Source organism: Enterococcus xiangfangensis, assembly GCF_005405365.1.
Classification (GTDB): Bacteria; Bacillota; Bacilli; order Lactobacillales; family Enterococcaceae; genus Enterococcus_A; species Enterococcus_A xiangfangensis.
Map to the genome: position 1 here is coordinate 22,150 of NZ_BJDX01000005.1, position 26,037 is coordinate 48,186.

Annotated in this window: 26 protein-coding genes; 2 read left to right on the top strand and 24 right to left on the bottom strand. The window is 41.2% G+C overall.

Annotation, left to right across the window (positions count from 1 at the left end):
- Positions 1–158: 158 nt before the first annotated feature.
- The 9 genes from ftsY to FFM68_RS07190 all read right to left on the bottom strand — a co-directional run bounded on the left by ftsY (position 159) and on the right by FFM68_RS07190 (position 12,754).
- Positions 159–1,529, bottom strand: coding sequence for a signal recognition particle-docking protein FtsY (gene ftsY, locus FFM68_RS07150; protein WP_137618728.1), 1,371 nt, complete (start codon positions 1,527–1,529; stop codon positions 159–161).
- A gap of 11 nt (positions 1,530–1,540) precedes the next feature.
- On the bottom strand, positions 1,541–2,356 hold the full coding sequence (locus tag FFM68_RS07155; RefSeq protein ID WP_137618729.1) for a Cof-type HAD-IIB family hydrolase: 816 nt from the start codon (positions 2,354–2,356) through the stop codon (positions 1,541–1,543).
- Complete coding sequence (gene smc, locus FFM68_RS07160) at positions 2,353–5,946, bottom strand: chromosome segregation protein SMC (RefSeq protein ID WP_137618730.1); 3,594 nt, start codon at positions 5,944–5,946, stop codon at positions 2,353–2,355. The genes FFM68_RS07155 and smc overlap by 4 nt, the downstream gene beginning before the upstream one ends.
- A 144-nt stretch (positions 5,947–6,090) precedes the next feature.
- Positions 6,091–6,786 carry a ribonuclease III gene (rnc, locus tag FFM68_RS07165; RefSeq protein WP_137618731.1) on the bottom strand — a complete coding sequence of 232 codons (696 nt, stop codon included), beginning with the start codon at positions 6,784–6,786 and terminating at the stop codon, positions 6,091–6,093.
- A 232-nt stretch (positions 6,787–7,018) separates the two neighbouring features.
- Positions 7,019–7,264: an acyl carrier protein gene (gene acpP / locus FFM68_RS07170; protein ID WP_137609056.1), complete on the bottom strand. Its 246-nt coding sequence runs from the start codon at positions 7,262–7,264 to the stop codon at positions 7,019–7,021.
- A 117-nt stretch (positions 7,265–7,381) separates the two neighbouring features.
- Positions 7,382–8,383 (bottom strand): phosphate acyltransferase PlsX, encoded by a 1,002-nt coding sequence (gene plsX / locus FFM68_RS07175; RefSeq protein ID WP_137618732.1) that lies wholly within the window; start codon positions 8,381–8,383, stop codon positions 7,382–7,384.
- A gap of 103 nt (positions 8,384–8,486) precedes the next feature.
- Positions 8,487–10,520 (bottom strand): ATP-dependent DNA helicase RecG, encoded by a 2,034-nt coding sequence (recG, locus tag FFM68_RS07180; RefSeq protein ID WP_137618733.1) that lies wholly within the window; start codon positions 10,518–10,520, stop codon positions 8,487–8,489.
- Between the two features lie 162 nt (positions 10,521–10,682).
- On the bottom strand, positions 10,683–12,362 hold the full coding sequence (locus FFM68_RS07185) for a DAK2 domain-containing protein (RefSeq protein ID WP_137618734.1): 1,680 nt from the start codon (positions 12,360–12,362) through the stop codon (positions 10,683–10,685).
- 29 nt (positions 12,363–12,391) lie between these two features.
- On the bottom strand, positions 12,392–12,754 hold the full coding sequence (locus tag FFM68_RS07190) for an Asp23/Gls24 family envelope stress response protein (RefSeq protein WP_137603751.1): 363 nt from the start codon (positions 12,752–12,754) through the stop codon (positions 12,392–12,394).
- Positions 12,755–13,076: 322 nt separating this feature from the next.
- Between FFM68_RS07190 and rpmB the strand changes: the two genes are divergently transcribed.
- Positions 13,077–13,265, top strand: coding sequence for a 50S ribosomal protein L28 (rpmB, locus tag FFM68_RS07195; protein WP_010747188.1), 189 nt, complete (start codon positions 13,077–13,079; stop codon positions 13,263–13,265).
- A 325-nt stretch (positions 13,266–13,590) separates the two neighbouring features.
- Complete coding sequence (locus FFM68_RS07200; protein ID WP_137618735.1) at positions 13,591–16,185, top strand: YfhO family protein; 2,595 nt, start codon at positions 13,591–13,593, stop codon at positions 16,183–16,185.
- A 162-nt stretch (positions 16,186–16,347) separates the two neighbouring features.
- Here FFM68_RS07200 and truA read toward each other — a convergent pair whose 3' ends face one another.
- The 15 genes from truA to rpsE all read right to left on the bottom strand — a co-directional run bounded on the left by truA (position 16,348) and on the right by rpsE (position 26,020).
- The gene (gene truA / locus FFM68_RS07205) at positions 16,348–17,094 is read right to left on the bottom strand and encodes a tRNA pseudouridine(38-40) synthase TruA (RefSeq protein ID WP_137618736.1); all 747 of its coding nucleotides are present in this window, start codon (positions 17,092–17,094) and stop codon (positions 16,348–16,350) included.
- 168 nt (positions 17,095–17,262) lie between these two features.
- Positions 17,263–18,060 (bottom strand): energy-coupling factor transporter transmembrane component T family protein, encoded by a 798-nt coding sequence (locus tag FFM68_RS07210; protein ID WP_137618737.1) that lies wholly within the window; start codon positions 18,058–18,060, stop codon positions 17,263–17,265.
- On the bottom strand, positions 18,050–18,919 hold the full coding sequence (locus tag FFM68_RS07215; protein ID WP_137618885.1) for an energy-coupling factor ABC transporter ATP-binding protein: 870 nt from the start codon (positions 18,917–18,919) through the stop codon (positions 18,050–18,052). Before FFM68_RS07215 ends, FFM68_RS07210 begins: the two co-directional genes overlap by 11 nt.
- On the bottom strand, positions 18,895–19,731 hold the full coding sequence (locus FFM68_RS07220; RefSeq protein WP_137618738.1) for an energy-coupling factor ABC transporter ATP-binding protein: 837 nt from the start codon (positions 19,729–19,731) through the stop codon (positions 18,895–18,897). The genes FFM68_RS07215 and FFM68_RS07220 overlap by 25 nt, the downstream gene beginning before the upstream one ends.
- Positions 19,732–19,984: 253 nt before the next feature.
- Positions 19,985–20,365 (bottom strand): 50S ribosomal protein L17, encoded by a 381-nt coding sequence (rplQ, locus tag FFM68_RS07225; protein WP_137603757.1) that lies wholly within the window; start codon positions 20,363–20,365, stop codon positions 19,985–19,987.
- Between the two features lie 27 nt (positions 20,366–20,392).
- The gene (locus FFM68_RS07230; protein ID WP_010742775.1) at positions 20,393–21,331 is read right to left on the bottom strand and encodes a DNA-directed RNA polymerase subunit alpha; all 939 of its coding nucleotides are present in this window, start codon (positions 21,329–21,331) and stop codon (positions 20,393–20,395) included.
- 79 nt (positions 21,332–21,410) lie between these two features.
- On the bottom strand, positions 21,411–21,800 hold the full coding sequence (gene rpsK, locus FFM68_RS07235) for a 30S ribosomal protein S11 (RefSeq protein WP_010742774.1): 390 nt from the start codon (positions 21,798–21,800) through the stop codon (positions 21,411–21,413).
- 24 nt (positions 21,801–21,824) lie between these two features.
- Positions 21,825–22,190: a 30S ribosomal protein S13 gene (gene rpsM, locus FFM68_RS07240; RefSeq protein WP_084133244.1), complete on the bottom strand. Its 366-nt coding sequence runs from the start codon at positions 22,188–22,190 to the stop codon at positions 21,825–21,827.
- A gap of 18 nt (positions 22,191–22,208) precedes the next feature.
- A complete protein-coding gene (gene rpmJ, locus FFM68_RS07245) occupies positions 22,209–22,325 on the bottom strand; it encodes a 50S ribosomal protein L36 (protein WP_010742772.1) in 117 nt (38 codons plus the stop codon).
- Between the two features lie 33 nt (positions 22,326–22,358).
- Positions 22,359–22,577: a translation initiation factor IF-1 gene (gene infA, locus FFM68_RS07250; protein ID WP_010742771.1), complete on the bottom strand. Its 219-nt coding sequence runs from the start codon at positions 22,575–22,577 to the stop codon at positions 22,359–22,361.
- Between the two features lie 174 nt (positions 22,578–22,751).
- Positions 22,752–23,399, bottom strand: a complete 648-nt coding sequence (locus tag FFM68_RS07255; RefSeq protein WP_137618739.1) for an adenylate kinase — start codon at positions 23,397–23,399, stop codon at positions 22,752–22,754.
- 144 nt (positions 23,400–23,543) lie between these two features.
- On the bottom strand, positions 23,544–24,845 hold the full coding sequence (gene secY / locus FFM68_RS07260) for a preprotein translocase subunit SecY (protein WP_137618740.1): 1,302 nt from the start codon (positions 24,843–24,845) through the stop codon (positions 23,544–23,546).
- Positions 24,845–25,285, bottom strand: coding sequence for a 50S ribosomal protein L15 (gene rplO, locus FFM68_RS07265; RefSeq protein WP_137608900.1), 441 nt, complete (start codon positions 25,283–25,285; stop codon positions 24,845–24,847). The genes secY and rplO overlap by 1 nt, the downstream gene beginning before the upstream one ends.
- Positions 25,286–25,325: 40 nt before the next feature.
- Positions 25,326–25,505 (bottom strand): 50S ribosomal protein L30, encoded by a 180-nt coding sequence (gene rpmD, locus FFM68_RS07270; protein ID WP_010747202.1) that lies wholly within the window; start codon positions 25,503–25,505, stop codon positions 25,326–25,328.
- Between the two features lie 14 nt (positions 25,506–25,519).
- Positions 25,520–26,020, bottom strand: a complete 501-nt coding sequence (rpsE, locus tag FFM68_RS07275; RefSeq protein WP_137608901.1) for a 30S ribosomal protein S5 — start codon at positions 26,018–26,020, stop codon at positions 25,520–25,522.
- Positions 26,021–26,037 lie beyond the last annotated feature (17 nt).

Sequence of the window (26,037 nt, forward strand, 5' to 3'; positions counted from 1 at the left end):
ATGCTTGGAAAAAAATTTGAAAAATCCCCTAATGCCGTTTCTTTTTAGAAATGTTCCTTGCAGATCCCATTTGGACTCATCCAACGTTTGTTTCAAGTGATAAAAAAAGGCCGCGACAGTTGTCGCAGCCCTTTGCAGCTGAGTTTTGAAATGCTCAACTATTCTTCTTTTAATAATCCTTTGAATAATCCAATCGCAAAATCATTTGAATCAAACACTTCAAGGTCATCGATGCCTTCACCTAACCCTACTAATTTTACCGGCAGATGCAATTCATTGCGGATTGCTAGAACAATTCCGCCTTTAGCTGTTCCGTCGAGCTTAGTCAAAACTAAACCTGTGACATCTGTCGTTTCTTTAAATTGGCGTGCTTGGACTAACGCATTTTGTCCGGTCGTCGCGTCAACAACTAATAGCACTTCATGCGGTGCTGTTGGAAATTCTCGCTGGATCACCCGTTTGATTTTTTCCAACTCATTCATCAAATTGACTTTGTTTTGCAGACGTCCGGCTGTATCAATCAATAAAATATCATAATTTTCATTTTTAGCTTTATCTACCGCATCAAAAACTACTGCCGCTGGATCGCCACCAGCATTACCACGGACTACTTCCACGCCAGACCGTTCACCCCAGACAACTAGCTGGTCGATCGCGCCGGCTCGAAAAGTATCCGCTGCTGCCAATAGAACTTTTTTGCCTTCTGCTTTGTATTGCTTCGCTAATTTCCCGATACTTGTTGTTTTTCCTGTGCCGTTTACTCCGACAAACAAGATCACACTCAAACCAGGTTGTAAATTGATTGCATTATTTTCGTTGATTCCTTCTGCTTCATAGATGTCTACCAATTTTTCGATGATGACATTTTGAATCTGAGCTGGCTTTTTAACATTTTTTAGTTTCACTTCTTGCCGTAGTGAATCTGTCAATTTAATCGCCGTATCAAAACCGACATCGGCACCAATCAATGTTTCCTCTAATTCTTCGAAAAAGTCTTCATCGACTCGACGGAAGCGGGCAAACAATTCGTTCATCCGTTCACCAAATGATTTGCGAGTCTTCTCCAGCCCTTTGTCATATTTTTCTTGAACGCTTACTTCTGCTGAATCTTCTTGTTCAACTGAGACTGCTTGCGGCTCTGCTGGAATCGTTTCTTCCTGTATTTTTTCTTGTGTTTCTTCCAGTGTTTCTTCCAGTGCTTCTTCACTTTCATTTTCTGCTTCTAGTTGTTCAGCTGAAGCATCTGGTGTTGCTTCAAAACGTTCTGGTTCAACTGAAACTTCTGAAGAAAGATCGGGTGACTGTTCAGCCGGTTTCGCAGCATCCGTTATTTCTGCAGTTTCTTCAATTAGTTCAGCAGGCTCTTCATGATCGGTTGCTTTGGTCAATTCGGTCGGTTCTGATTTTTCAGCATCAGCATCGGCATCGACGACATCCGCTGTTTCTTGGTCTTCGATGACTTCTTCTGGTTTTTCAGTTTCTTTTTGTTCACCGGTAAAGGCTTTTTTTATACGGTCAAATAATCCCATTTAAATCCCCCTTAATTCAATTCATCAAAGACAAATTTTTGAATAGCATAGGCAACGCCATCTGCTTGATTCGTTCCAGTTATAAAGTTAGCAGCAACTTTTACTCCATCGGTCGCATTGCCCATTGCCACGCCCATGCCAGCATAGTCGATCATTGAAAGGTCATTGGCTTCATCACCTAACGCCATCATTTCATGGGTCTCGATTCCAAGATGTTTGCCTAAAACAGACAAACCAAAAGCTTTCGTTACGCCTTTAGGCATGAATTCCAATAAATTCGGCCGAGTCTTGAAGATCTCAAAACGTTCATAAGCTTCTGTTGGAATCAAAGCAATCTGTTGATCCAAATATTCTGCGTCGATCGCCGCCACAACTTTATTGTACAACGTATCTTCTTCCAACGCATCGATTGTTTTAGGAACAAAAGTCAATGCTTTGTTCAAACGTGGATAGATTGAAGGATAATCCGCTGCTGTTTCAAATTGGAAACATAAAGCATCTGATAAAACATCCATCGGTAAATCCAGTTTAGTCAGCAGTTGATAAATATCTTTCACATCTGCCAACGGCATCGCTGATTTCCCTAGAATCTCGCCCGTATTCGTTTGAATCAAACCACCGTTGAATGTGATCGAATAATCATTTGCATCAAGCAAGTTCAATTCCGCCAAATAATCTTTGATTGCAACCAATGGGCGGCCTGTACAAATCACGATTTTTACACCGCGAGCTTTTGCTTCTGCTAATATTTTTTTATTTGTATCAGAAATCGTTTTTGCATCTGTCAACAATGTACCATCTAAATCAATCGCAATTAATTTTATCATTCTAAAGAGTCCCTTTCTTTTACTTGAAATTTCCCATCTTCTTTTACTTCTTCAAGCCGAACCGAGATCATTTTGGAAACCCCGGATTCTTGCATCGTTACACCATAAAGGACATCTGCTGCTTCCATCGTGCCCTTTCGATGAGTGACTACGATAAATTGTGTATCGTTTTGGAAAGAACTTAAATAGCGTCCAAAACGTGTGACATTGGCTTCATCCAACGCCGCTTCGACTTCATCTAAAACACAAAACGGTACAGGTCGAACTTGGATGATCGAAAACAACAACGCGATCGCAGTCAGCGCCCGTTCACCACCGGAAAGCAGTGATAAGTTTTGTAATTTTTTACCTGGCGGCTGTGCTTCGATCTCGATACCAGTATTTAACAAATCATCAGGATCCGTTAAAACTAGTTCCGCCCGACCGCCACCAAACATGTTCGGAAAGACTAGATTGAATTTCTCACGGATGGCTTGGAACGTCTTATAAAAACGCGCTTTGACTTCGTCATCCATCTCGCCCATCGTTTCAAACAACTGTTCTTTAGCCGATAATAAATCATCACGCTGGGTCGTGAGAAAATCATACCGTTCTTCAACTTGCTGATATTGTTCGATTGCATTGAGATTAACTGGACCTAAGTCTTCGATTGCTGATTTCAAACGATCCACTTCTGCTTGAACCTTTTGCTGATCGATTTCAAGATCTGCTTGGGCTTTCGCCCCTTCAAAAGTCAAACTATACTCTTCTTGCAAATACGTCAAAGCATTGTCTAATTTTAATTCGTAACGATTTTTTTGGACGTCCGCTTGTGACTGACGTGCCAACAATTGTTTTTGTTCTCGATTGACTTGTGTCAACGCTTGATCAGCTTGATCAATTTGCTGCTGCCATGTTTGCCGTGTTGTTTTCCAAGTTGTTAACTGTTCTTGCAGCTGTTCACGCGCAGTACTCAACTCGATTAAGCGCTGATTCAAACTTTCTTCTGTCTCTTCATGACCCGTCGAATCACTGGAAAGTGCCAGCAGTTGATTTTCCAAACTCGTGATCTGACCATCTAACTCATTGATCTGTTCTTCAAAACTCAACGTTTGCCGCTCCAAATACATCAGCCGCTCGTCTAAGACTGCATGATCTGCACGTAAACGACTCAATTGAGTATTGATGCTAGTGCGTTTTTCTTCTAACTGATCACTTTCTTCATTCAACTGCCGAATTTCTTGATTAATTTTATCTTGTTGGACTTTCAATTCGACTTGCTGGATCTCTAAAATTTCTTTTTGGTCTTGATAGTCCGTTAAAAAGCTTTCCAACTCTTTGACCTCATAAGAGAACAACGCTTGTTCTTTTTGCAAACGCGTCAATTCTGTATTGACCCGTTCTTCGCTGCTTTGCGCTTCTTGATAAGCAAGACGCGTCTGTTCACCTTGTGTTCGCAAAACTTCGATTGCTTCGGTTTGTTCCGCGACTTTTTTCTGTAGCCGACGAACCGTTTGTTCTTTTACTTGCAAAGCTTGATTGATCGCTTCGTGGCGTTTCGTCCACTCCGCCAATTCATGACCTTGATTGAATAAGTTTCCGCGATTGCCTTGCTTGGTCGCCCCGCCGGTCATAGAACCGCCGGCATTCATCACATCACCTTCTAATGAAACGACACGAACTTGATAACGCAATTGTCTTGCAAGTTGATTGGCACTCGTCAAATCCCGCGCGATGACGATTGCGCCTAATAGATTTTGCATGACGGGCGCGACCGTTTCTGAAAAGGAGACTAATTCGCTAGCCAGTCCTAAAAAACCGTCCGCATCTTTGATCGCTTGATATTGATGCGCACCTAAACTGCGTGGCTTAATCGTTGTCAACGGTAAAAATGTGCCACGTCCGCTGCGCTGTTGTTTCAAGAAAGTAATTCCTTGCTGCGCATTTTTTTCGTTTTCCACAATGATGTGCTGGGCAGCTGCTCCTAGTGCTGTCTCGATCGCTAATGTATATTCTTGTGGTACTTGGATCAACTCCGCCACAGCCCCAACGATTCCGTCAAGTTGTTCCTTGTGCTGCAGGACGCTCCGAACCCCTTGATAAAAACCGCTATAATTTTCTTGGATCTCTTGCAGACTTTTTTGCCGTGCACGGGCTTGCTGGACTTGGCTCATCAAGTCATACATCTGTTGCTGGTCTTTTTGTAATTTTTGTTGCGCCGTATTTTTTTCTTCGATCAAATTGCGGTACTTTTCCTGCTCTTCTTTTAAGCGAGCTTCCAATGCTTGTGTCTTGGCTTTTGCGGCATTTTGCTGAGCAGTCAATTCGGTTAACTGTTCCCGCAACGCTTCAAAACGTGTAACGCTCCGTTGATTTTTCGTAGTTTCTTGCGTGTATTGGCGCTCCAAGTGTTTCAATTCATTGCTGACGTTTGCCGATTCTTGCATCAGTTCAACATACGTTCCCCGCAGATCTTCCAATAATTCTTTGGGTGATTTTTGATATTTTTCCGCTTTTTCGGTCAGCTGTTGAATCTCGGCTTCCAATGCCGTTTTTTCTTTTTGTTTGTTAGTTTGCTGTGTTTGAACATCTTGCAGATCCAATTGAGCCGCTGTTTTTTTCTTCCGCTGTTCAGCCAACATCACTTGATACTCCGCACTGGATTTCTGCGTATTTTTTGAACGTTCGCTCAATAATTCTTTTTGGCCTTCAGCTTGTTTCAACGCTTCCGCTAAATGCAATAATTGCTGCTGACCTGTCTCGATTTGTTCATCCAGCGATGTCCGCTTTTCACGTAATCCGCCCAACTGACGTTCAGTTTGTTGAATAAAGCGTCCTTTTTCTTCAACTGTTTTCGACAGCTCATCAAATTCGGTCTTAGCCGCTTGCCAAGTATCGCGAGTTTGTTGAATCTTGGCTACAGTCAAACTGACGTCTGCTGTAGTCAGCTCTTCTTTAAACGTCAAAAACTCCTTGGCCGCTTTGCTTTGCGCAGCTAAAGGAGTCAGCTGATCTTCTAATTCATAAACAATATCTTGGACCCGACTTAAATTGTCCTCTGTCTCAAAAAGTTTTTGTTCTGCTTTGCGCTTGCGCTGTTTATATTTTAAGACGCCGGCAGCTTCTTCAAAGATTCCACGACGATCTTCTGGTTTGCTGGCAAAAATAGCTTCGACCTTTCCTTGAGAAATAATTGAGAAAGATTCTTTTCCTAAACCAGAATCCATGAATAAATCTTGGATATCTTTCAGCCGACAGGCTTTTTTATTGATAAAAAAGTCGCTTTCACCCGATCGGCGATACCGCCGTGTGACGCTCACTTCACTAAAAGCCAGCGGCAAATAGTGATCCGTATTATCCAATACTACCGTTACTTCTGCGAGATTCAGCTGTTTTCGCGAGTCAGAGCCGGCAAAAATGATATCCGGCATTTTTCCTCCCCGTAAACTTTTTGCCGATTGCTCGCCTAAGACCCAGCGAATCGCTTCGGTGATGTTGCTTTTTCCACTGCCGTTTGGTCCAATGACCGCGGTTACCCCTTGCTCAAATTCGATCTTCGTCCGTTCAGCAAAAGATTTAAAACCGGCGATCTCAATTCTTTTTAAATACAAAATGTTCCTCCTAAAATTTCATAAAAAAGGCTGCCTGAATTTTTGGCGGTTTGACTGACCGCTGGGCTGATCAGCACCGTTCACTTTTCCAAACAGGAACTGACAGGAATTGTTTTCCTGCAGCTCACTGTATTTGGAATCGGCTTACTTTGCAGCGATTTTTGCTAACGCTTTTTCAGCGGCATCTTGTTCTGCCAATTTCTTAGATTTTCCTTGTCCTGAACCAATCACTTGATTGTCCGCATACACTGCGATCGTGAAGACTCGTTCGTGCGCTGGTCCTTCTTCATCCACTAACCGATAATCAATCGTCACATCGCCGCCTTTTTGCAAGACTTCTTGCAGACGCGTCTTATGGTCCATTTCACGAGTAAAGACACCCGCTTCGATTTTGGGAAAGACAACGGTTTGGATAAAGTGCAATGCTGTTTCATACCCTTGATCCAAATACAATGCACCTAGGAACGCTTCAAACAAATCACATAAAAGCGCCGCACGCGCACGACCACCAGAATTTTCTTCGCCCTTGCCTAACAGAATATATTGATCAAAATGACATTCTTTCGCAAATTTTGATAAACTTTCTTCCCGTACAATCGCTGAACGCAGTCGTGTCAATCGACCTTCTGGCAAGTTGGGATAATGATGATACAAATAGTCCGATACTTGAAGCTCTAAGACAGCGTCTCCTAAAAATTCTAACCGTTCATTATCTGAAATATTCATGTTACGGTGTTCATTCACATATGATGAGTGGGTAAACGCCTGTTCTAATAAGTTGACATCATGAAAGACGATGCCGTAATTTTCTTTCAATTCGTTGACTAACTGTGTATCCATGGGCTCATTCCTTTTTTTGAGATTTCCATCACGCTCTATTATACTGTTTTTTCTATAAATTTTAAATCAGAAGTCGTGATAGTAAGAAAATTTCAAGGAATCCGTGAAATTTTCGCCTTTATTAAAAAAATCGTTGTCCTAAAAGAAAATTTGCTCGCATCCAACTATTCCTGCGCTCACCGTTCTTTTTCGACAAAAAAGTACACCAGCAAAAGCTGGTGTACTTTTTGTGTTAAGCTTGGTTGTTTTGCATAATGTAATCAACTGCGGCTCCAACAGTTTCAATTTTTTCAGCATCTTCATCTGAGATTTCTGTTCCGAATTCATCTTCTAATTCTAAAACAAATTCCATGATACTGATTGAATCTGCATTTAAGTCGTCTTTGATACTCAATTCAAGAGTCACTTTATCTTTATCGATTTCAAAGTGATTTGAAATTATTTCAGCAACTTGGCTAAATACTTCTTCACGAGTCAACAACATTCACCTCCACTTGATCAACTAATATTCGTCTATGTCTTACCAGAAGGTCACCACTCATTTTACTGGTGTTTGACTTCTTTGTCTAGCTTTTTTAGTAAAATGCTTGGATGCTTACTCGCCTTTAGGTGTCTCGAAAAACTGGACCAATTGTCCAACGACATTCGTCTCTAACATCGTGTGGATTTGACTGATCGTGTTCGCTACTGCTTCAGGCCCGGTCGAACCATGTGTTTTGATCACTGGTGCTTTCAAACCAAACAATACTGCTCCGCCATGAGCAGAATAGTCCAATTTGTCTTTTAGCCCGTATAATGTTTCTTTTAACATCAATGCTCCAAATTTACCTTTGATGCCGGCGTCATTGATGCTGCTTTTGATTAGATTCATAAAGCCCATCGCTGTTCCTTCGATCGTTTTCAAAACGGCATTTCCAGTGAAGCCATCCGTTACAACAACATCCGCAGCACCATTCAAAAGTTCCCGCGCTTCCACGTTACCGATAAAATTGATGCTCTCTTCAGCTTGCAATAATTTGAATGCTTCTTTTGTCAATTCGCTGCCTTTGGTTTCTTCTGTTCCGTTGTTTAACAAACCTACGCGCGGATTTTTTATCCCACGGACATGTTTTGCATAAAAAGAACCTAAAATCGCGTATTGTTGTAGATGTTCTGCTTTATTTTCGGCATTCGCGCCAAGATCCAGCATATCAAATCCACTATCACCGGTTAAAACTGGCAATGTCGACATCAGACCTGGGCGTTCGATCCCTTTGATTCGTCCTACTACGAATAAACCAGCTGCCAATAAAGCTCCCGTATTCCCCGCTGAAAAAATTGCGTCGGCTTTGCCTTCTTTGACTGCTTGCGCAGCTAAAACCATCGATGCCGTTTTTTTACGACGGATTGCTTTGACAGGCTCGTCGTCGCTGTTGATTTTTTCATCTGTATGAATGATCGTGATATTGTTTTCATTCGTAAGGTATTGACGGATCGCATCTTCTTTTCCATATAATTGAAATTCAATATCCGGATGTTTTTTTTGTGCTAACATGACACCTTCAACGATCGCTTTTGGTGCAAAATCCCCACCCATCGCGTCTACAGCAATTCTCATGAAAAACTTCTCTCCTTTTTTCCAATTGATTTATTTTCTAAAAGCCGTTTTATTTAAACGAAACTAAAGTTAAAGCGGCCATGATTTTCTCCAGTATAGCATATTAATCAAAATATGTTTCGCCGGTCTCCGTCGGCTTCAGCGCCTTTGCTAATGCGGAAAAAGCTGGTTGACTCTGCCAATTATCTACTTGCCAGATCTGGTTGGCTTCATCACGTGCAACTTCTAAAACATTGGCATCATTGACAAGATCTGCGATCAAAAATTGCGGCAGCCCCGATTGACGGAAGCCGAATACTTCCCCTGGCCCGCGCAACTCTAAATCTTTTTCGCTCAATACAAATCCGTTGTTCGTCTCTGTCATGATCTTCATCCGTTCTTTTCCCATTTCATTTTTAGGACTAGCGACTAAGATACAATATGAGGCGGCTGATCCGCGTCCGACCCGACCACGTAATTGATGGAGCTGCGCCAAACCGAACCGATCCGCATCCATGATGAACATCACTGTCGCATTCGGAACATTGACACCTACTTCGATCACAGTGGTAGAAACAAGAATCTGACTTTGATTCTCTTTAAACTCTTCCATAATCGCGTCTTTTTCTATATTCTTCATTTTTCCATGCAACAAGCTGACTTGATACGTCGGTGCATAATATTCTTTTAGATGCTCATAAATTTCAGTCGCATTTTTTACATCCAGTGCTTCAGATTCTTCGATCAACGGACAAATCACGTACAGTTGATGTCCGCTTTGCAATTCTTGTTTCGCCCAATCCAACGTGTGTTCTAATTGTTTGGGTTTGATCCAACTAGTTTTAACTGGAATCCGACCCGCCGGCATTTGATCAATGATCGAAACATCCATCTCGCCATATGCTGTGATCGCCAATGTCCGTGGAATCGGTGTCGCCGTCATGAACAAAACATCCGGATGTAATCCTTTTTCTCGCAATACTTTGCGTTGATTCACACCGAAGCGATGCTGTTCGTCAGTAATGACCAAGCCTAAATTAGCAAACTGGACCTCGTCTTGGATCAATGCGTGAGTTCCAATGATCACATCAATCTCCCCATTTTTCAGCCCAGCCAAAATTGCACGGCGCTCTTTTGTCTTCGTTGAGCCGGTCAGCAATGCCGTCGTCAATTCTAACGGATCAAATAACTGATTCAAACTTTCTAAATGCTGCTGCGCCAAAATTTCGGTCGGCACCATCAACGCCCCTTGGAATCCAGCCGTCATCGCTGCATACAGTGCGATCGCCGCGACAACTGTCTTCCCGCTCCCAACATCACCTTGCAACAAGCGCTGCATATGTTTTTTGCTGCGCAGATCGTAACAGATCTCGTTAGTCACTCGTTTTTGCGCATCCGTTAATTCAAAGGGCAGTTTTTGTGTGAATTGTTTTAACCGTTCTACATCGTAACGAACCGCGATCCCATTTTTTTCACTACGTTCATTTTTTTTCAACCCTTGCATTTGCATTTGGAACAAGAAAAATTCTTCAAAGACCACTCGCCGTTTGGCTTGCTGACTCTCTTGAGGATTTTTAGGAAAATGCATTGCCCGCATGGCTTGTTTACGTGGCATCAAACGATATTTTTCTAGCAAATAATCCGGCAGATTTTCTGCCACCTGCTCACCAAATTTATCAAATGCCGTTTTGATCAAATCGACCAGTGTACTTTGACGAATCGACTTTGTCACATGATAGATCGGTGCATATTCTTCCGTCTGTTTGCCGCCTAAGATTTTCATCCCCGTCAAAGACTTGCGTTTCGCATCCCATTTCCCATAGACAGCCAATTCTTCACCGACTTCTATTTTATCTTTCAAATAAGGTTGATTGAAAAAGGAGACCATGAAAACTGCGTGATCTTGCATCATACGAAACTGCAGTCGACTTTTTTTATAACCAAAACGGCTAACAACCGGCGCCGAGACGATCACACCTTTTAAGGTCACTTTTTCTTGGTCGTTGATCTCTAATAGATTTTTTTCTTGAATGTCTTCGTAACGAAACGGGTAATAGCTCAATAAATCTTCGATCGTCACGATCCCCAATTCAATTAATGTCTGTGCACGCTTAGGTCCTACGCCAGGCAAGACCGATACAGATTCTTGCGTTGCCATCACTAGCCTCCTTTCGCTTTTTTAGCTCTTGATTTTTATTTAGGTTCTTCTTTAATTTCTAAAAATTATTGAGAATAAAAATAATTTTTGCTTGCCTTGCCGGAGCTTTTATTAAACTGCAAAAAAAGCCGGGAAAGAATTCCCGACTCTGACTTTATAGGATTATTCCGCTGAAAGCAAGTATGGATAAACTGGTTGTTTTCCTTCGTGGATCTCAACTTCTAAATCAGGATAGCTTGCTTCGATCGCAGCACTTAGTTTTTCGGCTTCTGCTTGTGTACCTTCTTCACCGACGATGATCGTAATGATCTCAATCTCATCATTGATCATTTTGTTCAACGTATCAAAAGTAGCTTGATACTTATCCGCTTCTGAAAGAACGATCTTACCGTCAATCATCCCTAAGTAGTCGCCTTCATGAATTTCCACTCCGTCGATCGCTGTGTCACGGATTGCATTTGTGATTTGTCCGCTGACAACTGATTCAAGCATGTCGGTCATCGCTGTTTTGTTGTCTTCCAAGCTTTGATCGCCATGGAATGCCAACATCGCAGTCATCCCTTGAGAGACTGTTTTACTTGGTACGACTGCAACGGGAATATCTGCGACTTCTGCCGCTTGATCTGCAGCCATGAAGATATTTTTATTGTTCGGTAAAACAACAACTTGATCTGCGTGAACTTCTTTGATTGCTTCTAAGATATCTTCTGTACTTGGATTCATCGTTTGTCCGCCACTGATAACAAAATCAGCACCTAGACTCTTGAATAATTCTTGGACCCCTTCACCTGCCGCGATTGCAATAACCGCTTGTGGTTTGCGTTGAACGGGTGTTGTTTCAACTGTAGATTGTTCATCGTGCTCCAAAATCGTTTCATGTTGCAAACGCATATTATCGACTTTGACTTTGATCAACGCACCAAATTTTTGACCGTAATTCATGACTTCACCCGGATGTTCCGTGTGCACATGAACTTTAACGATCTCATCATCATTGACCACCAATAATGAATCACCGATTCCATCTAAATAATTGCGGAAAGTATCATAGTCGAACTGACTATCCACTGTCGGGCCTTCACCTAAACGAACCATGATTTCAGTACAGTAGCCAAATTTGATATCTGCTGTTGCTAATTGACCTTGGACACTGCGGTGATGTTCAGCATTGACCATTTCGTCCATTTCAGCCGGACTTGGTTCATACGTGTCATCCGCTTGGAATTCGCCATTTAGTGCACTTAAAAAGCCTTCATAAATGAACAACAACCCTTGACCTCCACTATCGACAACGCCGACTTCTTTCAAAACAGGCAGCATATCAGGGGTTTTATCCAATGCTTTTTTCCCATATTGAACAACTGTCGTCATGACTTCGATCACATCATCTGTTTGCTTTGCTTTGCGTTCGCCAGCTTTTGCTGATTCCCGCGCCACGGTTAAAATTGTTCCTTCTACTGGTTTCATGACTGCTTTATAAGCAGTTTCCACTCCGTGAACAAACGCTTTAGCTAAATCTTCAGCGTTCAACGTATCGACTTCTAAGATTGCTTTAGAAAAACCACGGAACAATTGTGACAAGATAACGCCAGAATTTCCGCGTGCTCCCATCAATAATCCTTTAGCTAAAACATTTGCTAATTCGCCGACTTTTTCTGAAGCAGAGTTGACAACAGCAGTCGCGCCGCTGGTCATGGATAAATTCATATTGGTTCCAGTGTCACCATCTGGTACTGGAAATACATTTAACGAATTGACATATTCTGCATTGACTTGCAGACGTTTAGCGCCAGCCTCTACCATTTCTTGGAATTGACTCGCGCTGATTTCTGTTACCTTCACTTACTTAGTCCTCCTTAAGAACGCTGCCTTTAGTCAGGCAGAACACGCACACCTTGAACATAGACATTCACTGAGTTAGCTGTAACTCCAAGCATCGTTTCTAAATTGTATTTCACTTTTTCTTGGACATTGCGCGATACTTCTGAGATCTTCGTGCCGTAGCTGATGATCGTATACACATCGACTGCGATTCCATTCTCTTCTTGACGTACAACAACGCCGCGTGAATAATTTTCTTTTCTTAAAATCTCTGTAATATTGTCTTTGATTTGATTTTTGCTAGCCATACCAACGATACCAAACACGTCAGTAACCGCACCGCCGACAACCGTCGCGATGACGTCGTTTGAAATTTCGATCATACCAGCCTGTGTATTAATTTTCACAGCCATAGTTGTTAGCCTCCTTAAATAGACACACTCGTCCATTTTTTCTACTATAATAGTTTATCATAGCCCTATGACAAATAAAAGAAAGTTCCGTTGCGATTTGCTGATAGGGCGCTCCCTGCTTGCCGCAAATTCCCGCCAACTTTCCTGCATCAAAACTTTTGTTAAAAATTTTTACGCTAACAGTCTATAATTTACCCGCAAATCCCTTGAATGTCAATCTTTCTAAAAAAATTCACTTGCTAAACTTGTTAATCTATGCTAAATTATTTTAGTATGAGCCAAAGAAGCGCTCCAATATCAAGGCAAAAGGAGGAAACATCATATGGCAAAAGTTTGCTATTTTACTGGTCGTAAAACAAGAAGTGCAAATAACCGTTCTCACGCTATGAACGCTACAAAACGTACTGTAAAACCTAATTTACAAAAAGTTCGCGTTTTAGTGGACGGAAAACCTAAAAAAGTTTGGGTCTCAACTCGTGCTTTGAAATCTGGAAAAGTTGAGCGCGTTTAATATTATCCAATCAAGCCAAACCGTTCGATTACGAGCGGTTTTTTTTGTGCCTTCAAAAACTATGTAGCATTTATATATCTATCAAAAAAGACAAGCCGAAAAATCAGGCTTGTCTTTTTTGACTTGCCTTTTCAGTTAGAAAGAAAATCCGTTGTCTTCTCTCATAAAATAACTTATTATCAAAATATTGTTCAGCAGTATTCACACCTGTTTCCATTACAAAATGTTTAAATATTCGTTTGTGTTTCATAGCTCTTTCACAATATTTTGTACTATCTATGGTAAAATTTGGATAGTCTGTTGAAAGAAGTTTGGTGATTTTTATATGAAAAACTATCTTAAAAAAAACCGTTGGTACTTATTGGCCAGTTTTTTTCTGCCACTAGTACTCATGGTAATCGTCTACTTGACGATCGGCATTTATCCTGGCTCGAGCCGCAGTGTTTTAGCTAGCGATGCCTTTTCTCAATTTTCAAATTTCCACGCAAGTTTTCGCAATATGCTTTTAGGCAAACAAGGACTTTTTTATAATTGGAGCGCCTCGATGGGCTTAAATTATCTTTCGTTGATTTCCTACTATCTCGGCGGATTCTTTACACCGTTGGTCCTTTTCTTTCCAAATCAGCTGATGCCAGATGCGCTCTATTTTTTAACCTTGCTGAAGATTGGTTCTGCCGGACTAGCCTTCTGGTTTTATGCGAAAGGCAGTTTCAAATTACCGGATTGGTCGCGTGTGGCGCTAAGTGTCTCTTATGCGTTGATGTCCTTTACCATCGCCCATTCGGAGATCATCATGTGGCTGGATGCCTTTGTCTATCTGCCGCTGATCATCTGGGGCATCAATCGAGTGATGGATTTCAAGAAGCCGACTGTCTTGTTTGTTTCCTATTTAATGTTGTTTTTGACAAGCTTTTACATGGGCTTTATGATCGGAATCTTTTCCGTACTGTATTTTATCGCACGCCTGCTCACGAATTGGCGAACGTATAAAAAAAGTATCATCCCATACGGGATCACATCGCTGTTGGCTGGTTTTGCTTCGATGATCATGATCTTGCCCTCGCTGTTAGATTTACGAACAAACGGCGAAGAATTGACCAAGATTACGACTTTCAAAACCGAAGCAACCGACTGGTGGGATTTTATCGCAAAAAATTTGATTGGTTCTTATGACACAACCAAATACGGTTCGATCCCTTTTATTTACATCGGTCTGTTGCCGTTGGCCTTGTGTCTGTTTTATTTTATCTGTAAGAAGATCCCTTGGAAAAATAAAATTCTTTATGGGGCAGTCGCTGGGATCTTAATCGCTAGTTTTTATATCCAGCCACTAAATTTATTTTGGCAGGGCATGCATGCGCCAAATATGTTCTTATTCCGTTATGCGTACTTGCTTTCCTTTTTAGTGATCACACTTGCCGCTTGGGGCTGGGAAAAATTGGCTCGCGAAAATGTTTTGCAATTAGTCGCCGCCTGCCTTTTATTAATCGCTTGTTTTGCGATTTTCTGGGGCATGAAAGGAAAAGATTATTCTTACCTCAAACCAATCTCGCTTTATATTACTCTCGGCTTTTTAGCAATCTATGCGCTTCTCTTTACCGGTTTTCACTCCAATAAGATTCCTGTGAAAACACTCAGCCTGCTACTTTTGGTATTGATGTGTGCAGAAGCTGCCGTCAATAGCGACTTTATGGTCCGAGGTATTTTAAAAGATTGGAATTATGCTTCACGCAGTCTTTATACCGAACCTTATCCAGCAATCAAAAACTTAGTCGACAAAACAAAAACCGACAATGACGATTTTTATCGTCTTGAAAACTTGGATCCAGTGTCGGCCAATGATTCCTTTAACTATGGTTATAATGGGATTAGCATGTTTTCTTCGATCCGTAATCGCCATTCTTCTGGTTATATGGATCAATTAGGTTTTCGTTCAAGAGGAACTAGTCTGAATATTCGTTATCAAAACAATACGCTGCTAGCAGATGCCTTCACTGGGATCAAATATAACATTGCTAAAGCGAAAAACTTAAATAAATACGGTTTTACGAAGACCGACAGTTCTGGTGAGTACCATCTGTTTGAAAATAATTACGCATTGCCGCTAGCATTTTTGGCACCGACAAGCATCGATAAATTACAGGCATTGCCAAATGATAATCTCGGCACGCAAACACAATTATTTAACGCCTTGTCGCAAGAACAATTCCAATACTTCCAGTTTTTACCAATGACACAAGTTAGAACAAAAAATGCCACTGTCACTAATGCTGGTACTATTACGACCATTACAGAAAAACAAAGCAACGTTTCAAAAGATGTCACTTGGAAAGTTCAAGTCCCAGCAAATACACAGGCCTATTTAAGTCTTTATCCCTATGATTTCTCAGAACTTGAAAGTTCGACAGCAACTATTACAGCTGCTGGTCAAACGCGACAAGCACAGATCAGTATCAGCGGACAATACTACGACTTAGGCTATTATCCAAAAGCCACGACTGTTACTTTTACCGCTAGCTTTTATGGAACAAAATCAATCAGTTTCCAAAATCCACAAGTATTAGCGTTAGATACCATCGCCTATCATCTAGCCATTGATAAAATCAAAGAAAACGGCGTAGCTATGAAGACTGGCAAACAAAGTGCTGAAGGAACAGTAACTACTGAAAAAGCTCAGACACTCATAACGACCATTCCTTACGATAAAGGTTGGACTGCTAAGATCGACGGCAAAAAAGTAAAAACAAAAGCGTTCCAAAACGCTTTTATCAGCATCCATGTGCCAAAAGGCAAACACAAAATAACTTTTAGTTACTTGCCACAAGGCCTTACCATCGGCGCAATTTCGTTTGTCCTTTCGATTGGTCTGTTTCTCCTTTACTTGCGAATATTAAAGCCTAAAAAAGGCCATCGCCATTGAAGAAACTGACACAGAAGCCGCTGAAACAACCTTTATTCAAGAAGAGGAGGTGTGACAAAATGTCACACCTCCTCTTCTTACACAAAAAATAATCAACGGAAAAGCTGCGGACTTGAATAAGCTCGCGGCTTTCGTTGGTTATTTATTCTTAGCTAATTTCCATTATTCATATTTTACTTCTACTAAGTAAAGACCTTCTGGATGTGCCGTTGGTCCAGCGATATTCCGATCTTTTGCTGCAATGATCGCTGGGATACTGTCAGCCGGAATCCGACCATTTCCAATCTTTAATAGCGTTCCTACTAAAATTCGAATCATTTTATACAAAAAGCCGTTTCCGCGAAAAATAAAAGTCAATTCTGTTTCTGCTTCATTTACTTCTAAATCTGCTTGATAGATTGTCCGAACTTTATCTTCAATCGACCCGCCAGTGGCGCAAAAAGAAGTGAAATCATGTGTGCCCAATAAATCTGGCAACGCGCGGCGAATCAGCTCTAAATCGAGTGGGTAGGGATAATAGGCAGCATAATAGCGCCTAAACGGACTCCGCGGTTTAACGATCTGAACTTTGAAATGATAGGTCTTTTCTACCACATGATAACGAGCATGAAAATCATCTGCTGCGAACGCTACCGATGAGACAGCGATGTCATCCGGTGTTTGTGTATCTAAAGCAAAACGCATCCGCTCCAACGGACGCTCTTGCGGATAATCAAAATGGATCACTTGCCCAACCGCATGGACCCCCGCATCTGTTCGCCCCGATCCAAAAATCGTTATCGCTCGACCATCATTCATTTTTTGCAGCGTCTTTTCAACTTCTGCTTGAACCGTGCGGCCATTTGGCTGCCGCTGAAACCCATTAAAATTTGTACCGTCATAAGCAATCACTGCTTTGTATCTAACCATTTTTTTCTCCTTAAAACAACAAAATTCTGCCGGAGTCATTATAACAGCTTTTCTGACAGATTCCAACGCACCAAAATTGAGCATTCATTTTTTCCACATTGATCAATCATTACTGTTAGAAAAAAACGCTGGCAATTTTAAACAAAAAAAGCTTGGATCACTCCAAGCTTAGCTACGTAAAAAGAGCAAAATAATTGTTGCGACTGCAAAAACACCGATAATACTCGTGTCACGTGCTGACCATTGCAATTTCCGATACTTGCTGCGACCTTCGCCGCCGCGATAGCCCCGTGCTTCCATCGCAGTAGCCAGATCTTCTGCTCGATTAAAACTGCTGACAAATAAGGGAATCAACAAAGGCACGATTGCTTTAACTTTTTGAATCAAATTTCCATCACTAAAATCAACCCCACGTGCCCGCTGAGCATTCATGATCTTTTCTGTTTCGTCCATCAACGTTGGTACAAACCGCAAAGCGATCGACAACATCAAAGCGATCTCATGTACCGGCAAATGTAATTTTTTCAATGGATTCAATAAAGATTCGATCGCATCTGACATCGATAATGGCGGTGTCGTTAATGTTAACAGCGTTGACATAAAAATAATCAATACAAATCGGCAAAAGATGAACAAGCCATTTTGAATCCCATAAGATGAAAGACTAAATACGCCCCACGACCAATACAAGGTTCCCCCTTGCGTAAAGAGTACTTGCAATGCGACAGTAAAAATGATCAGCCAGATCAATGGTCTGACTCCTTTTAAGAAGAACGTTAAGTTTATCTTTGATAGCAACACCGCAACCATCGTAAACACCGCTAAAAACAAATAACTTTGCCAATTATTTGCCAAAAAGATGATCCCGATAAAATAAAAACTGGCGACTAATTTCGCACGCGGATCTAGCCGATGGATCAGAGAATCACCGGGGATAAAACGTCCGAATATCAATTTATTCATCATGTGCAGGACCTCCTGCTTGTTCAACGATCCAATCCGCTAATTCATTTTCGGTCAACGGCAGCTTATCAAAAATCGCCCCGCGTGCCTGCATCTCTTCCGCAAAAGCACTAGCTTGAGGAACTCCTAGTTGTTTTTCTTTCAGCCAAGCCACATCATCAAAGACTGCTTGAGGTGCACCAGCTTTTACTACATGCCCTTTTTCCAAAACGTAAACATAATCAGCAAAGTTTGCGACGTCATCCATTAAATGCGTCACCAGTACGATCGTCATGTTCTTTTCTTGATGCAGTCGCCAAAACATCTCCATCATTTCTTTGCGCCCCAATGGATCCAAGCCCGCTGTCGGCTCATCTAAGACTAGAACTTCCGGTTCCATGGCTAATACTCCCGCAATCGCTACACGGCGCATTTGACCGCCAGAAAGCTCAAAAGGCGAACGCTCAAGATATTCTTCATCTAGACCAACTAATTTTAAATTTTCTTTTGCTAATACTTGTGCTTCCTCGTCACTGATCCCAAAATTTTTCGGACCAAAGGCGATATCTTTTGCAACAGTTTCTTCAAATAATTGTGCTTCAGGAAATTGAAAGACGATCCCAACCTTTTTTCGAACCGGTTTCAAATTTTTATTATCCGTCGTCGGTGTGATTCGTCGATCTCCAATGATGACTTGACCCTCCGTTGGTTTCAGCAAAGCATTTAAATGTTGCAGTAAAGTCGACTTTCCACTTCCAGTATGACCGACTAAAGCAGTATAAGAACCTTCTTGGATATTTAGATCGATATCATACAGCGCACGCTGTTCAAAGGGTGTATTTGGTTGATAAACGTAACTTACTTTTTCAAAACGGATGTCCATAACCAATCCATCATCCCTTCTTCATCTAAATAGTTTGTCGGTACATTCACACCGCGCGCTTTTAACGCCGCTTTCAATTTTTCAGGAAACGGTAGATCCAGTCCTAACGCAACTAGCTCTGGTCCAGCAGAAAAAATTTCTTCTGGTGTTCCTTCTTGATACAGTTCGCCTTCACGCATCACAAAGATCCGATTGGCACTAGCTGCTTCATCGATATCATGAGTGATCGAAATAACCGTCAGATCACTTTCTTCTTTGATCTTTTGAATCGTAGAAATGACATCGTCGCGTCCTTCAGGATCCAACATACTCGTTGCCTCATCCAAAATAATGATATCTGGACGCAAAGCTACTACACCAGCAATTGCTACCCGTTGTTTTTGTCCACCAGATAAGCGGGCTGGTTCGCGAGTCGCAAAATCTTGCATCTTTACTTTCTCTAATGCGTCTTGAACTCGACGCTGCATTTCACTTCGTTCGATCCCTTGGTTCTCCAAACCAAAGGCGACATCATCTTCTACAGTTGCTCCGACAAATTGGTTGTCTGGATTTTGAAAGACCATTCCTACCATTCGGCGAATATCCCAAACAGATTCTTCAGACAGCTCCATCCCACCGACTGTTACAGTTCCTTTTTGCGGTAAATGAAGACCATTGATTGTTTTGGCTAAAGTCGACTTTCCTGATCCATTATGTCCGACGATCGCAATCCATTCACCTTTTTTTATCGAAAAGCTGACATCTTTTAATGCCGGTGCTACTTCTTCCTGATAACTAAATTCAATTTGACTGATCTCAATAATTGGCTCCATGGTTACACCTTTCCACTTCTTTGCAAATATGTACTAAGACTAGCAAAAAAGCCACGTTTTATCAATCGTTGATACTCAATAAAATGCTTTTGTATACCGACCTGTCTTGACAGTATTTTTGGGTATAAAAAAACACTTTATGATGAGTGCCAGCTTCCCAGACAATCTGGGAAGCGGCGCTGAGCTAGACTCGGAGAAAATCTCCAACATCATAACACTCTAAAAGAATCATCTATAAAGTGAAGAGTGATTATTATACAAGTTCTAAAACAACCATAGGGGCGTTGTCGCCACGACGAGGTTCAGTTTTTAAGATACGAGTGTATCCACCTTGGCGTTCAGCGTAACGAGGAGCGATGTCATTGAATAATTTTTGTAATGCAGATTCAACAACGATTGCTTCGTTTTCTTCGCGAACATCAGCGACTTCATTACGTACAAAGCTTGCAGCTTGGCGACGTGCATGAAGATCCCCGCGTTTTCCTAAGGTAATCATCTTTTCAGTAGTTGAACGAACTTCTTTCGCACGAGCTTCAGTCGTAACGATACGTTCGTTGATAATTAAGTCAGTTGTTAAGTCACGCAACATTGCCTTACGTTGGCTAGATGTGCGTCCTAATTTACGATAACTCACGTAGGTTTCCCTCCTTTGTCAACAATATTAATCGTCTTTACGTAGTCCTAGACCAAGATCATGTAATTTAGCCTTAACTTCTTCAAGAGATTTACGACCTAAATTACGTACTTTGATCATTTCAGGTTCAGACTTATTCGTTAATTCTTGAACCGTATTAATTCCAGCACGTTTCAAGCAATTATACGAGCGTACAGACAAGTCTAGTTCTTCGATGGTCATTTCCAACATTTTTTCTTTTTGTGTTTCTTCTTTTTCGACCATGATTTCAGCGTTTTTCGCTTCATCAGTAAGATTTACAAAAATATCCAAATGTTCAGTTAAAATTTTCGCTGCAAGACTCAATGCTTCTTGAGCAATGATCGATCCGTCAGTCCAAATTTCCATCGTTAATTTATCGAAGTCATCACGACGACCAACACGTGTATTTTCAACTTGATAGTTTACTTTACGAACAGGTGTATAGATGGAATCGACTGGAAGGACACCAATTGGCATGTCTTCCTTTTTGTTTTCGTCTGCTTGAACATAGCCTCGACCAGGTTTTACCGTTAGGCGGGCATGGAATGTCGCACCTTCAGAAACAGTACAAATGTACATATCTTTATTTAAGATTTCAACGTCGCTGTCAACGATAATATCGCCGGCAGTTACCGTAGCTGGTCCAGTAATATCGATCTCAAGGGTTTTTTCTTCTTCAGCGAATAATTTTAACGCTAAACCTTTAATATTCAAAATGATTTGTACAACGTCTTCTCTTACACCTTTGATGGTTGAAAATTCGTGTAGCACCCCATCGATTTGAATATTTGTAATGGCAGCGCCCGGTAAAGAAGAAAGTAGAATACGACGTAGAGAATTACCTAAAGTAGTTCCATAACCTCTTTCCAGAGGTTCAACAACGAACTTGCCATAATCTCTGTCTTCATCAATTTTTGTGATTCTTGGTTTTTCGAATTCAATCATTCTTGTCTTTTACCCCTTTCAAAACGAAAAGTGTCTTGTTCAATGACGTTCCTGTAAAACTCATAGAGTTGGGCACTCATTAAACACGACGGCGTTTTGGAGGGCGGCATCCATTATGAGGTACTGGAGTCACGTCACGAATTGCAGTTACTTCTAAACCAGTTGCTTGCAATGAACGAATTGCTGCTTCACGACCAGAACCAGGTCCTTTAACAGTTACTTCAACACTTTTCAAACCATGTTCCATTGCAGCTTTTGTTGCAGTTTCAGCAGCCATTTGAGCAGCGAAAGGAGTTGATTTTTTACTACCTTTGAATCCTAACGAACCTGCAGATGACCATGCTACAGCGTTGCCGCTTGCATCAGTAATCATGATGATTGTATTGTTAAAAGTCGAATGAATATGAGCGATACCTGTTTCGATATTCTTCTTCACACGACGTTTACGATTGACTTTCTTTGCTACCATGAAGATTTAAACCTCCTTCACTAATTATTTTTTCTTGCCGGCAATAGCGCGAGCTGGGCCTTTACGTGTACGAGCGTTGTTCTTAGTGTTTTGTCCACGTGTAGGTAAGCCGCGACGATGACGGATTCCACGGTAAGAACCGATTTCCATCAAACGTTTGATGTTTAAGTTAGTTTCACGACGAAGATCGCCTTCAACCTTTAATTTATCAACTTCAGCACGGATAGCGTCTGTTTGTTCGTTTGTTAAGTCACGTACACGAACATCTTCAGAAACGCCTGCATCGGCTAAAATTTGTTTCGCTGTAGTATTTCCAATTCCGAAAATATACGTAAGTGAAATTACCACGCGTTTATCACGAGGAATATCTACTCCTGCAATACGAGCCATACTTAATTACACCTCCAATTATCCTTGACGTTGTTTATGTTTTGGGTTTGCTGGGCAAATCACCATAACACGTCCATTACGACGAATTACTTTACAATGTTCACACATTGGTTTTACTGATGGTCTTACTTTCATGATTATACCTCCTGAAGTTTTACGGAGTACAACTTACTTAAAGCGATAGGTAATACGACCACGGCTCAAATCATAAGGAGAAAGTTCAACTGTAACCTTATCTCCAGGTAAGATTCGAATATAATACATCCGGATTTTACCAGATACGTGCGCAAGAACTTCGTGTCCGTTTTCCAACTCGACTTTAAACATTGCATTCGGCAAAGTTTCGACGACTGTTCCTTCGATTTCAATCATATCTTCTTTTGCCACGCAGAGTACCTCCTTGTAGTTGTTTCGCATTTTCACACGATAAAATGGCGGAAACTGCAGTTCCCACCCTAATTCTAAAGTTAACTTCCAAAAAAGCCAGAAGTCAGACTGACAAATTCTATCATAAAACATCGAACTTGGCAAGATAAACTGCATCTCAAGTCGGTAGGCAAATTATTTCTTGATAATTTTTTCTACATCCGCAAATACGGCATCAATTTCACGATCTCCATCAACTGGATACAACAGACCTTCTTCATCATAATAAGCTAAAATAGGTTCACTATTTTTAACATTAATAGATAAACGATTTTTAACAGTTTCTGGCTTATCATCTTCACGTTGGTAAAACTCATGACCCCCGCAGCGATCACAAGTTCCTTCTACTTTCGTAGGGTTGAAGACTTTATGATAAGTCGCACCACAATTGCGGCACATGAAGCGTCCTGCCAAACGATCAACCAACACTTCTTCTGCTACTTGAATATCAATCACAGCATCAATCTTTTTGTTCAAGTCTGTTAACATTTCAGCTAATGCCTTGGCTTGATCTAAAGTCCGAGGGAACCCGTCCAATAAAAACCCTTTGTCTGTGTCTTTTTGGGCTAAACGTTCCTTCACGATACCGTTAGTAACTTCATCTGGGACCAAATCCCCTGCATCCATATAAGATTTTGCTTTCAATCCGAGTGTTGTCTCGTTTTTGATTGCTTCTCGGAACATATCCCCCGTGCTGATATGCGGAATATTGTACGTCGCAACAATTCTTTCTGCTTGTGTTCCTTTTCCTGCCCCCGGCAGTCCCATTAAGATCAGGTTCATTGCTTTCCCTCCTAGAATATTACCAAAGAATTCAAAAAGAATTCCATTTCATTCATATATAGATTTATTCATTTCAGACTGGCAGCTGACTTCAGTAAATGTAAAAGTGAGAACGGCGTTGAGGAAATCCCTCAACACACGAATCTACTCTTCATCCATGAATCCGACATAGCGTCGTTTCAACATAAGTCCTTCTAATTGTTTCGCAGTTTCTAACGCAACACCGACAACGATCAAAAGACTTGTACCGCCCAAACCAATCGATTGAGGCAAGTTCCAAACCATTTGTGCGATAATCGGAATCAAGGCGATCAGACCTAAGAAAATAGATCCGACTACACTTAAGCGCATCAAAATTGCTGAAACGTATTCTTCTGTTCCTTTACCCGGTCTTACACGCAGAATGTAACTTCCTTGTTTTTGTAAGTTCTCTGCCAATTTCTCAGGATTAACCTGAACAAATGCATAGAAAAAGGTGAAAGCAACGATCAGAACTGTATAAATCGCAGCACCTGGAACCGTGTTATAACTAAATAATTTTGTTAAAACATCGTACCAGCCTTCCGCGCTATATTGGCTAGCTAGTGCTTGCAACACCGCATTGGGAGTAGCAATAAACGAGCTGGCAAAAATAACTGGGATTACTCCGGCAGCATTTACTTTTAACGGTAGATAACTGCTCGTTGGAGCGCCAACGACTTGTTTTGTATATTGAATTGGGATTTTTCTTTCCGCTTGTTGAAAATACGTTACAAAGAAGACAATCAACACGATTGCGATAAGTAAAATTACGACAAAAATAATTGATTTCCATAGATCACTTGGATCGATGTTCACAAAATAATCATCGTAAATATCTTTGATCCCTTGTGGCAAACCAGAAACGATCCCCGCAAAGATGATCATCGATACCCCATTACCGATTCCTTTTTCAGTAATCTGTTCTCCCAGCCAAGTCACGAACATCGTACCGGCTGTAAGAATGATACCGATCGTAACGAACGTTTGAACATTACGATTTGGCACGAAACCAAATTGAGCAAAATAGTCAAATCCAGCCGTGATACTCACAGACTGAATGAAAGCCAAGACTAAAGTCAAATAGCGAGTTGCTTGATTCAACTTCTTACGACCGACTTCCCCTTGTTTTGACCATTCGACAAATTTAGGAACGATATCCATCTGCAACAACTGAATAACAATCGAAGCAGTGATATATGGAGAAACCCCCATTGAGAAGACCGAGAAGTTTTGCATGGCCGAGCCGCTCACCATATTCAGCATTCTGAAAAATGGCATTTCGCTCAACCCTTGCAAACCACGCGCATCAACTCCCGGTACAGTGATCTGTGCACCTAACCGGAAAACCAATAACATTAAAACGGTAAATAAAATCCGTGATCGGATGTTCTTAACTTTGAATGCATCTTTTAAAAGTTTGAACATTAGATCACCTCGATTGAACCACCGGCAGCTTCAATTGTTTCTTGAGCATGTTTAGAGAATTTTGCTGCTTTAACGATTAGTTTTTTATCTAATGATCCGTTTCCTAGAACTTTGATCCCAGCTTTTTCGTTTTTCACGATTCCAGCTTCAACTAAAGCAACTGGCGTTACTTCAGATCCATCTTCAAAACGATTTAAGACATCTAAATTAATTACAGCATATTCTTTACGATTCACGTTAGTAAATCCACGTTTTGGTAAACGACGGAATAAAGGAGTTTGACCACCTTCAAAACCTAGACGCACACCGCCACCTGAACGAGCTTTTTGTCCTTTTTGGCCACGTCCAGCTGTTTTCCCGTTACCTGATGAAGTACCACGTCCAACGCGGTTGCGAACTTTACGAGAACCTTCAGCAGGTTGTAATTCATGAAGTTTCATTATATTGGGCACCTCCTTAGATTTAAATTATCAATATTGATTAAACTTCTTCTACGTCCACTAAATGAGACACTGTGTTAACCATACCTTTGATTGCATCATTGGCAGGTTTAACAACTGTGCTGTTCATTTTTTTAAGACCCAACGCTTTAACAGTGTCGCGTTGGTTTTGAGGACGTCCGATAATACTGCGTTTTAAAGTAATTTTTAATTCAGCCATTTCATTCGTCCTCCTTAATTAGCTAAGTTTTCAACAGAGATACCGCGTAATGCAGCAACATCTTCTGCTTTTTTCAATTGAGTTAAACCTTCAACAGTTGCCCGAACAACGTTGATTGGTGTGTTTGAACCTAAAGATTTAGAAGTTACATCGGCAACCCCAGCTAATTCCAAGACGGCACGAACTGGTCCACCAGCGGCAACTCCAGAACCTTCAACGGCTGGTTTCATCAAGATGCGTCCACCACCGAATACACCAATAACTTCGTGAGGAAGCGTAGTTCCTACCATTGGTACTTCGACTAGGTTTTTCTTAGCGTCTTCGATTGCTTTACGAATTGCTTCAGGTACTTCTTGAGCTTTACCGGTACCAAAGCCTACATGACCGTTTTTGTCACCGACAACAACTAGTGCTGCGAAACGTAGACGACGTCCACCTTTAACAACTTTAGTAACACGGTTGATCGCTACAACGCGGTCTTCTAATTCCAAATGTTTTGGATCGATATAAACCATGAATGGTGTTCCTCCTT